The following is a 9,237-nucleotide window of genomic DNA, read 5'->3' on the forward strand; positions in this document are numbered from 1 at the left end:
ACGCTAACCTTATCCGTCTCTATCACTTTCTTATCTATTGGTTTTCCAGTGCCTGTCAACATGTCTCTGATCATCCTGATAATATTTGCAGGAAGATGTGTAAGATTTGATAAAGTCCGTTTTTTTACCTTGCCATCATCCCTATAGGATTCACGTAATAATATCCTCGTGTGACTTTTGCCACTAGATGTCTTTATCGTTGAGTAATCTATATACATAGTGACTACTATTATATATCATAGTTAATTTAATTGTCAAGCGTTATTTTTGTACATTCGACTATTTTAGTGTCTACATTTTGGCTAAAAAATATCCGTACCCTGCCATCTTTATTGATATCTATGCTTACTGTTTACAGAATATCCGATATAAAATTGAAAAATTAGAAGTTTTTATATTAACGAGTAAAATTTAGACCTCATTGATGAGGGTAGGGCAGATATCTTTAAGTGAGTTTTGGTTTATTTTTGCAAGAGGCTCATTCGTATTGTTTTTAAACTAAACAATGACACTATCCATCTTATCAATATAGGGACACATGATGAGGTTTATAAAAAAGGTTTTGTGTAGTCATACTACACCTCCGAAGTTTTTGCATTGGGCATTGAAAATGCTTGGCTATCGATACCGGTCATATCATAATCACCCTGCCGATAGTCTAACCGATGGCGGTACGGAAAATCCAGTGAAGTTTACTTCACATGTGACGGGGAAGGGTGGGTGTTTTTTGGGTGCGGTGCGTCATTTAGTGGCACTAGGAAAATCAGCGGTCTACGTCGGCCAGGGGGTGGGTGCGTTTTGGGCGTATTCCTGCGTCCACTGTTCGCAATATGCGAGCAGTTTTGACACCTGATGATACCGTATTATACCCTGTGATACTTTGGAGGTTGGCTTGTATGCTTATGGAGTTTGGTGCCCCCTAGAGGATTCGAACCTCTGACACCAGGATTAGGAATCCTGTGCTCTATCCTTCTGAGCTAAGGGGGCTTTAATTCTTAAGCCAATGTTATTATTATACACAAGTGCCAAAAATTATGCAATGGCTAAATTTATGGAGCTATAGTTTTCAGGAAATTGTTTCCCCCCTTTGACACTTCAGGTCAATAGATGCTATTATAGATCACAATGAAAATAGCTATAACGGGAAAAGGTGGCGTTGGTAAGACCACACTATCTGCTGTACTAAGTCACCTCTATGCGGCTGAGGGCAGGGCTGTTATAGCGGTCGATGCCGACCCCGATGCCAACCTGGCAGCCGCCTTCGGACTGGACAAGGAACAAACAAAGAATTTGCGCCCCATTGCCGAAATGGGACAATTGATAGAAGAACGCACCGGTGCCAAACCCGGTAGTATGGGTGGGGTGTTCAAGCTAAACCCCAGGGTTGATGACATCCCCCGGGCATGTAGCATCAAAGTAGACGGGATAACGCTCCTTGTCATGGGCAAGTCAAAGGAGGCCGCATCGGGATGCTACTGCCCCGAGAACGTATTTCTCAAACGCCTGCTCAAACACCTTGTCACCGAAAGGGATGACGTTGTTATCGTGGACATGGAGGCCGGCATTGAGCACCTCACCAGGGGGACGGCAGAGGGGGTTGATGCCTTTATCGTTGTCGTTGAACCTGGCAAGCGAAGCATCCAGACTGCCCTTGTTGTCAGAGACATGGCCAAGACCCTCGGTGTTGCAAACGTCTTCGTAGTTGCCGGCAAGGTCAGAGGCAGCTCGGATGTCGAGTTTATAAGGGGTCTCCTGGAGGGGATGAACTATGTCGGCTCAGTTGGTTTTAGTCAGGCCGTGGTGGAGGCCGATATCAAGGGTGTCCCTCCATACAAAAATGCCCCCGAAGCCGTTGAAGACATAAAACTCATCAAGAACACCATTGAATCTGCCATAAAAAAAACAGGCAACGTACAAAATGACAACTAAATCGGGCATCAGAAGGTCAGTCCTGCGCAGTCGGGACGCTATCAGTGCCGCAGACAAGGACGCCAGGAATGCAGAGATAAAGACCAGACTGCTCCACCTCAGGCAGTTCAGAGATGCCACAAAGGTGATGTTCTACGCCTCCTTCAGGAGCGAACCTGAGACCCTCACAATCATAGCGGATGCCCTTGGCAGTGGCAAGTTGGTGGCGTTGCCAAAGGTTGACATGCTGAAACGGCAGTTGGACATATACGAGATACGCCATATGGCCGAGCTTGTAAGTGGATGTATGAATATCCCCGAGCCGGACGTCTCCCAATCACGACGCATAGACACTGAGCAGTTGAGTCGCTTTGACCTTATTGTGATGCCCGGTGTGGCGTTTGATACCGCCGGTGGCAGACTTGGCTATGGCGGCGGGTTCTACGACAGACTGTTGAGTTCCATGCAATACAGGCGCCCCCTGTTGGTTGCCCTTGCATACGCAGAGCAAATGGTGGATGACATCCCCATGCAGGAACACGACGTCAGGGTTGACATAATAATTACCGATACCGGTATCATCAGACCGGCACTGCAAATGCCCGCAACGGCATAAAATATGGATATCGAAAAAATAAAACGCGGCGTGGAGTTAATCCTTGAGGGAATCGGTGAGCACCCCCAAAGACCCGGTCTTCAGAGGACCCCACATCGGGTTGCAGCCATGTACAAGGAGATACTGTCGGGGATGGCCACCCCGGAGGAAGAGCTGCTTAAACCCATAGAAGGCGAAAACTATGATGAAATGGTGATCCTCAAGGATATTACGTTCTATTCCATGTGTGAACACCACATGCTGCCTTTTTTTGGAACGGCCAACATCGCCTACATACCAAATGGCGGTAAGATCGTGGGTATCGGTGAGCTGGCAAAGGCCCTCGACCTCATGGCAAAGCGCCTCCAGGTCCAGGAGAGACTCACAACGCAACTGGCAGACCTTATTATGGATTCACTGCGTCCCAAGGGTACGATGGTGGTGATTGAGGCCGAACACCTCTGCCTGAGTATGCGGGGGTTAAAGAAGCAAGGCGCCAAGGTTGTTACCTCCGCCGTCAGAGGTATATTCAGGACGCGGAAGTCTACGCGCGATGAGATACTGTCGTTGATACGACAATCGTAGAGCAATTAACTCTCAAGTATTACTTGAGGTTATCTCCGGTGGGTACGCCCCGGGGCAGATATTTTATAAACAGATAGATTTTATCAAGTAAGTATTAAGGAGGATTTTGTGTCGGCAACCATAATAGACGGCAAGAAGGTTTCAAAGGATATTACGGATGAGCTTCAAAAGGAAGTGGCAGGGCTGCGCGCCAAGGGTGTGGAGCCTGGGCTGGCCGTTGTCCTGGTGGGAGAAAACCCCGCTTCAAAGAAATATGTTGGAAGCAAGGAAAAGATGTGTGAAACGCTTGGCATCAAGAGCCTGGGTCACAAGATACCTGATACCAGCACACAGGCAGAGCTTATCAAGCTCATAGACGACCTCAATGCAGACCCCAAGGTGCATGGCATACTGGTGCAACTGCCTCTGCCCAAGCACCTTGATGAAAAGGCCGTGATGCACCGCATAGCACCCGAAAAGGACGTCGATGGCTTTGGCCCCGATGCCCTTGGCAGATTGCTGTTGGACGAGCCGGGTTTTCTGCCATGCACGCCCCACGGTTGCATAAAGCTCCTGGATGCCTACGGAATCGACCCCAAGGGCAAACACGCCGTGGTCGTTGGCAGGAGTGTGATAGTGGGTAAGCCAATTTCGATGCTGCTGTTACGTAAACATGCCACTGTTACAATCTGCCACAGCAGGACGACAGACCTCAAGGAGGTATGCCTCAGTGCCGACATCCTCTGTGCGGCCATAGGGAAGGCCGAAATGATCAAGGGCGATTGGGTCAAGGAAGGTGCAACCGTCATAGACATAGGCATTAACGTGGGGGCAGATGGCAAGCTCGTTGGTGATGTGGAGTTTGGTGCGGCAAAGGAGCGGGCCGGCTTTATCACACCCGTCCCTGGTGGCGTGGGCCCCATGACAATAGCCATGCTGATGTATAACACGATAGAAGCCGCCAAATTTACCCTAACCAACAAGTAAAAACACGGGAGATTTTACACCATGATTATAACTACCAAGAAGGACACCAACAAGTTACTACAGACCCTAGATCGCTACAAGAGCTTCTACCTGATAGGCTGTTCGGAGTGTGCCGCCCTCTGTGGCACGGGTAATGAGGAGGCCATCAAGGAGTTGACCCAGACGCTTACTGCGGCGGGCAAGACCGTCACTGGCGGGATGGTACCCAAGACCGGGTGCCAGACGTTGGGGACAAAGATCGAACTGAAAAAGGACAAGGATGCCTGTAACGATGCCGAGGTCATAATAGTCATGTCCTGTGGGGCGGGCACCCAGAGCGCCGTTGAGATATTCCCTGACAAGCCGGTCTATCCCTCCAATGACAGCCTGTTTTTGGGCAACATGACACGGTTCCAGATGTTTGATGAGCGTTGTTCGCTCTGTGGCGATTGCATCCTGGAGTTGACGGGTGGCATCTGTCCGGTGACCAACTGTCCCAAGGGGCTTTTAAATGGCCCCTGTGGCGGCATGAAGGACGGCAACTGCGAAGTCAGCGCCGATATTCCCTGTGCGTGGATACGCATATACGAACGGCAGAAGAAACTCAACGAACTGGAAAAAATGGACGAAATCGCCCCACCCAAGGACTGGTCAAAGAGTCAGAAGCCACACTCGCTGTATAACAAAAAAGAGGACAAAAAGAAAGACAAAACGGCATCGTCAAAAGAGAAGGAGAACAAATAATGAGCTTTAAAGAAACCCTCCAATCTGGTAAGTTTGTTGTAACGGCCGAGGTCGGCCCGCCCAAGGGAACCGATATAGCAACGATGCTCCATGACATGCACCTGCTCAAAGGCAAACTCGATGCCGTAAACGTAACCGACAATCAGTCAGCCGTGATGCGCATAAACTCGATGGCGGTGTGTAAGTTGGCCATCGAGCAGGGTCTTGAGCCGATCCTTCAAATGACGTGCAGGGACAGAAACCGCATAGCGTTGCAGTCAGACCTTTTAGGTGCCAGTGTTCTGGGCATCCACAACGTCCTGATCATGACGGGCGATCACGTCTCGGCGGGGGATCAGAAGGGCGCCAAACCCGTCTATGACATAGAATCGGTGCAACTGCTCCAGGTCGTCGATGGCCTCAACAACGGCAAGGACATGTATGGCAATGCGTTAAAGGGTACTACGAGTTTCTTCCAGGGAGCGGTCGTCACCCCCGAGGCAAACCCCCTTGAGCCACAACTGATGAAGTTCAAAAAGAAGGTCAAGGCCGGTGCGCATTTCTTCCAGACGCAGGCCATCTATGACATAGACAAATTCAAGGAGTTCATGGTCTTTGCCAGGAATTTCCCGGTAAAGATTCTGGCCGGTCTGGTGGTATTAAAGAGTGTCGGCATGGCCAACTTTCTCAACAAAAACGTCCCTGGTATAAAGGTCCCCCAGCCCCTGATAGACGAGCTGAAGACAGCCGGCAAGGAAAAGGCCCTCGATACCGGCCTCAACATCACCGCTATGCACATCAGGCAACTTAAGGAAGAAAACATCTGCGATGGCGTCCACATCATGGCCATCGGCATGGAAGACAAGGTACCCACGATCCTGGAACGTGCAGGGCTGTTATAAGAAGAAGAAAGAAGGGGGGGCGGTTTGTGGCAGGGGCGGGTGCGACAATTGAGCCAGGGGTGGCTCGCCCCATCCTCAGACCTCCCCTGCAAGGGGACCAGTCCCCTTGACCCTATTTTACCCTGCTTTTTTAAGAGGATACATATATTTTTTACAATTCACCACTGAACATCTCTTGACCAATGTATAGATAAAAGTATATCTTTAATAGAGATGAAGAAACTATGGTCTGGCAGGTTTAATGCTGGTGTGGCGGCCAGTGTGGAGGGCTTTACGGAGTCCATATCGTTTGACAAGCGACTCTGGCCTTACGACATTGAGGGGACTATTGCGCACGTGAAGATGCTGCAAAAACAGCGCATTATAACTGAACCCGAGGCCCAAGCCATATTGATAGGACTGGAGGAAATCGCCGAAGATATCAGCAGTGGACGCTTCATCTTCAAACAGGAACTTGAGGACATACACATGAATATAGAGACCGCCCTGATAGAAAAGGTCGGAGATGCCGGCAGAAAGGTGCATACCGCCCGCTCGCGCAACGACCAGGTAGCCCTCGACATCAGGCTCTATCTCAGGGACGAAACCCGTGAGGTGAGCCGTCGGATTGAGGCATTTATCGATACCCTTGTGGATATCTCCGAGGGACACATAGACACCATCATGCCGGGCTATACGCACATGCAGCGGGCTCAACCGGTCTGCCTGGCACAACACCTGCTGGCTTATGCACAGATGCTCGTGCGTGACCGGGAGAGATTTGAGGATGCCCTTAAGCGGATCGACACCCTGCCCCTGGGTGCCTGTGCCCTTGCCGGAACCACCCTGGATATCGACAGGGGGTATGTGGCCAAGCTGCTTGGTTTTGGACGTATCGCAGATAACTCCATGGATGCCGTTTCGGACAGAGACTTCGTCGTTGAGTTTATATCGGATGCCGCCGTTGTCATGATGCACCTCAGCAGGATGGCCGAGGAGATAGTTCTGTGGTCTAGTGTGGAATTTGGCTTCATAGAAATCTCTGATGCCTTTACCACTGGTTCAAGCATCATGCCACAGAAGAAAAACCCCGACGTGGCCGAACTTATCAGAGGAAAGACCGCAAGACTCTATGGCTCCCTGATGAGTATACTGACGCTGATGAAGGCACTTCCCATGACCTACAACAGGGACATGCAGGAAGACAAGGTAGCCCTCTTTGACGCCGTCGATACGGTTAAGGTATCCCTGGAGATCATAAATGAAATGATGCACAATGTTGTATTTAACAACGTTCGCATGTATGAAACCGCAGCCGGAGGTTTTTCCCTGGCCACAGACCTCGCCGAGTATCTCGTCAGAAAAGGCGTACCCTTCAGGAGCGCACACGAAATAACCGGCAGGATTGTCAGACACTGCATCGACAACAATAAAAAAGAACTAAGCGAATTAACCCTGGAGCAGTTCCACGGTTTTTCACCACAGATAGAGGCCGATATATACAACGCCCTGACACTTGAGATATCCATTGCCAACAAAAGGGCCTACGGTGGCACCTCACCCCAAGAAATAAAAAGCCAGATCGATAGATTAAGAAAGCTCCGCAAAGAGACTCACTAATGCAAAAGACATTGCGAAAGACATTGCAAGCCATCCTGGTTGTCACACTGAGCCTTTCTCTCTGTGCGTGTGGCAAGAAGGGACCTCCAACGTTAAAGAATAAAGAAAAGAGTGAAAGCCCTGCCAGGCAATCCACTGATTAACACCTGTGGCCGATTCCACCAGTGAAGGTAGTGATCGGAATCGACCCTGGCAGTATAGTGTGCGGCTATGGTGTGGTTGCCAAAAAGGGACACGAACTCCGTTATGTTACCTCCGGCGATATCCGCATGTCAAAGACCAAGCCCCTGGAGCTAAGATTAAAGCAGTTGTTTGAAGGGCTGAGGGCAGTTATAAGAGATGTACGCCCCGATGAGGCAGCCATAGAGAAGGTGTTCTATGCGCGGGGTAAGCAGGCTGCGTTGCACTTGGGGCATGCGCGTGGTGTGGCCATGTTGTCAGCCGCCATCGAGGATGTCCCGGTTGTTCAGTACAGTGCCCTGGAGGTCAAAAAGGCCGTGGTGGGCTATGGCAGGGCCGACAAGGACCAGGTAATAAAGATGACCAGACTGATCCTTGATATTGGCGCTGAACTCACCTCAGACAGTGCCGATGCCCTTGCCCTTGCCCTCTGCCACCTCAACTCCATTGATATCTACAAAGCATTAGCGGGTGTATAAAGCGACCATGTTGAAACAGGTACTTGATAGCTTTTATGCCGGGTTTGACTTTAAAAGGGGTATCTTAAATGACCCCATAGAGTTTCCCCATCGCTACACCGACCCCATGGATATTGAGACGGTGGCGCTTATTGCCTCCTCATTTGCCTACGGCAAGGTGGAGTTGTTTAAGCCTGTAACGGAGTTAATCCTCTCCAGGATGGGACAGAGTCCGGCGGCATTCCTGTACGACTTTGATGTGAGAAGGCAGAGGGATAACTTTGAATCCATATACTACCGTCTGAACAAGGGCAAGGACATATGCGCCCTGCTATACCTTATCCATAAGGTGTTGCGGCGTAAGGGGTCTGTCAAATCTGTATTTTTAAGACATGACTACCAGAAGTCTCCACTGCTGCCCTCCAAGGTCGGGGGAGAGTTGGTGTACAACATGCTTGCCAGGTTCACCGATTACGTGGGCGAAATCGACACGACTGCCGTCTACGGAGCCAATATCCGACCTACTGGGCTTGTGCAGTTGTTTCCCTCTCCGTATAAGGGCAGCGCCTGTAAGCGTCTGAATATGTTTCTGCGATGGATGGTGAGGGACAAGGATACAGACTTCGGACTATGGAGGGAGGTACCCAAGAGTGCACTCATTATCCCGCTTGATACGCACATAGCCAGGGTAGGACGCTGCCTGGGATTCACAAAGAGAAAGACCAACGACTGGAAGACTGCTCAGGAGATCACGGATGCCTTAAAGGCCTTTGACCCCGAGGACCCGGTCAAGTATGACTTTGCCATGTGTCACCACGGCATATCCGGTTACTGTAACCCCTCACAGGGACAGACCCAGTGTAACGACTGTTCCTTCAGGCCACATAAAATCGGGCTTGTATGACGGCCCCGTACAACGGTATGCCCAATGAAAACCGCTGAAATTTGCCATATTAGTATGCAATATTTTGGTTCCTTTTCATTTCAAGTGGGTAGCCCAATCTTAGTATAATCCAGCTTACCTGTTAGCATGTAGATAATAGTCTTTATGTTTTTGAATGTTTTATAACCTCTTGCCTTTGCTTTAGCTGCCTGTACCAGACTATTAAGTCCTTCTAATATTCCATTGTTTATTCTACTTTCATACCATCTCGTTACTCCTGACCAATGCCTTTTTATTGTTTTGGCTGCTTCATATATAGGCTTTAAGCGACTATGAGTTGCCCAAAAATACCACTTATGTAGTTTTAATTCAAATTCTTCTTGTGTCTGTTCTGTATAAATTGATTGAAAATTTTCACGTATATGAAATGCTCTTATAGTTTGTAAATTCAGATACGGC

At 49.5% G+C, this 9,237-nt stretch carries 12 protein-coding genes and 1 tRNA gene; 10 read left to right on the top strand and 3 right to left on the bottom strand.

What is annotated here, in order from left to right; translation table 11 throughout:
* Both Mcas_RS18915 and Mcas_RS15600 read right to left on the bottom strand, forming a co-directional pair.
* Positions 1-218, bottom strand: a 218-nt coding sequence (locus tag Mcas_RS18915; RefSeq protein WP_040336485.1) for an IS1634 family transposase N-terminal domain-related protein, incomplete at its 3' end; no start/stop codon positions are given.
* A 692-nt stretch (positions 219-910) separates the two neighbouring features.
* Positions 911-987 (bottom strand) — tRNA-Arg (locus Mcas_RS15600).
* Between the two features lie 138 nt (positions 988-1,125).
* Here Mcas_RS15600 and Mcas_RS15605 point away from each other — a divergent pair.
* From Mcas_RS15605 to Mcas_RS15645, 10 genes are all read left to right on the top strand, one after another.
* Positions 1,126-1,929, top strand: coding sequence for an ATP-binding protein (locus tag Mcas_RS15605; RefSeq protein ID WP_040336486.1), 804 nt, complete (start codon positions 1,126-1,128; stop codon positions 1,927-1,929).
* Complete coding sequence (locus Mcas_RS15610; RefSeq protein ID WP_040336487.1) at positions 1,919-2,524, top strand: 5-formyltetrahydrofolate cyclo-ligase; 606 nt, start codon at positions 1,919-1,921, stop codon at positions 2,522-2,524. Before Mcas_RS15605 ends, Mcas_RS15610 begins: the two co-directional genes overlap by 11 nt.
* 3 nt (positions 2,525-2,527) lie before the next feature.
* Positions 2,528-3,088, top strand: a complete 561-nt coding sequence (folE, locus tag Mcas_RS15615) for a GTP cyclohydrolase I FolE (RefSeq protein ID WP_040336488.1) — start codon at positions 2,528-2,530, stop codon at positions 3,086-3,088.
* Positions 3,089-3,196: 108 nt separating this feature from the next.
* Positions 3,197-4,054 carry a bifunctional methylenetetrahydrofolate dehydrogenase/methenyltetrahydrofolate cyclohydrolase FolD gene (gene folD, locus Mcas_RS15620; RefSeq protein ID WP_040336489.1) on the top strand — a complete coding sequence of 286 codons (858 nt, stop codon included), beginning with the start codon at positions 3,197-3,199 and terminating at the stop codon, positions 4,052-4,054.
* A 21-nt stretch (positions 4,055-4,075) separates the two neighbouring features.
* Positions 4,076-4,777 carry a methylenetetrahydrofolate reductase C-terminal domain-containing protein gene (locus tag Mcas_RS15625; RefSeq protein ID WP_040336490.1) on the top strand — a complete coding sequence of 234 codons (702 nt, stop codon included), beginning with the start codon at positions 4,076-4,078 and terminating at the stop codon, positions 4,775-4,777.
* Positions 4,777-5,658, top strand: coding sequence for a methylenetetrahydrofolate reductase (locus Mcas_RS15630; RefSeq protein WP_040336491.1), 882 nt, complete (start codon positions 4,777-4,779; stop codon positions 5,656-5,658). The genes Mcas_RS15625 and Mcas_RS15630 overlap by 1 nt, the downstream gene beginning before the upstream one ends.
* 213 nt (positions 5,659-5,871) lie before the next feature.
* Positions 5,872-7,257 (top strand): argininosuccinate lyase, encoded by a 1,386-nt coding sequence (gene argH, locus Mcas_RS15635; RefSeq protein WP_040336492.1) that lies wholly within the window; start codon positions 5,872-5,874, stop codon positions 7,255-7,257.
* Positions 7,257-7,400 carry a lipoprotein gene (locus Mcas_RS18395; RefSeq protein WP_156033432.1) on the top strand — a complete coding sequence of 48 codons (144 nt, stop codon included), beginning with the start codon at positions 7,257-7,259 and terminating at the stop codon, positions 7,398-7,400. Before argH ends, Mcas_RS18395 begins: the two co-directional genes overlap by 1 nt.
* Before the next feature lie 21 nt (positions 7,401-7,421).
* Entirely contained in the window at positions 7,422-7,916 is a 495-nt protein-coding gene (gene ruvC / locus Mcas_RS15640; protein ID WP_040336493.1) for a crossover junction endodeoxyribonuclease RuvC, read from the top strand.
* Between the two features lie 7 nt (positions 7,917-7,923).
* The gene (locus tag Mcas_RS15645; RefSeq protein WP_052567576.1) at positions 7,924-8,799 is read left to right on the top strand and encodes a TIGR02757 family protein; all 876 of its coding nucleotides are present in this window, start codon (positions 7,924-7,926) and stop codon (positions 8,797-8,799) included.
* Between the two features lie 80 nt (positions 8,800-8,879).
* Here the strand turns inward: Mcas_RS15645 and Mcas_RS15650 are convergent.
* On the bottom strand, positions 8,880-9,237 hold a 358-nt coding region (locus Mcas_RS15650), incomplete at its 5' end, for a transposase (RefSeq protein WP_040336494.1).

It is taken from the genome of Candidatus Magnetobacterium casense, from assembly GCF_000714715.1.
In the GTDB taxonomy this organism is placed as follows: domain Bacteria; phylum Nitrospirota; class Thermodesulfovibrionia; order Thermodesulfovibrionales; family Magnetobacteriaceae; genus Magnetobacterium; species Magnetobacterium casense.

Bases quoted from the DNA above. Each gene is read 5' to 3' on its own strand.
- Mcas_RS15605 (WP_040336486.1), top strand. From the start codon at position 1,126: ATGAAAATAGCTATAACGGGAAAAGGTGGCGTTGGTAAGACCACACTA.
- Mcas_RS15610 (WP_040336487.1), top strand. From the start codon at position 1,919: ATGACAACTAAATCGGGCATCAGAAGGTCAGTCCTGCGCAGTCGGGAC.
- folE (WP_040336488.1), top strand. From the start codon at position 2,528: ATGGATATCGAAAAAATAAAACGCGGCGTGGAGTTAATCCTTGAGGGA.
- Mcas_RS15625 (WP_040336490.1), top strand. From the start codon at position 4,076: ATGATTATAACTACCAAGAAGGACACCAACAAGTTACTACAGACCCTA.
- Mcas_RS15630 (WP_040336491.1), top strand. From the start codon at position 4,777: ATGAGCTTTAAAGAAACCCTCCAATCTGGTAAGTTTGTTGTAACGGCC.
- argH (WP_040336492.1), top strand. From the start codon at position 5,872: ATGAAGAAACTATGGTCTGGCAGGTTTAATGCTGGTGTGGCGGCCAGT.
- Mcas_RS18395 (WP_156033432.1), top strand. From the start codon at position 7,257: ATGCAAAAGACATTGCGAAAGACATTGCAAGCCATCCTGGTTGTCACA.
- Mcas_RS15645 (WP_052567576.1), top strand. From the start codon at position 7,924: ATGTTGAAACAGGTACTTGATAGCTTTTATGCCGGGTTTGACTTTAAA.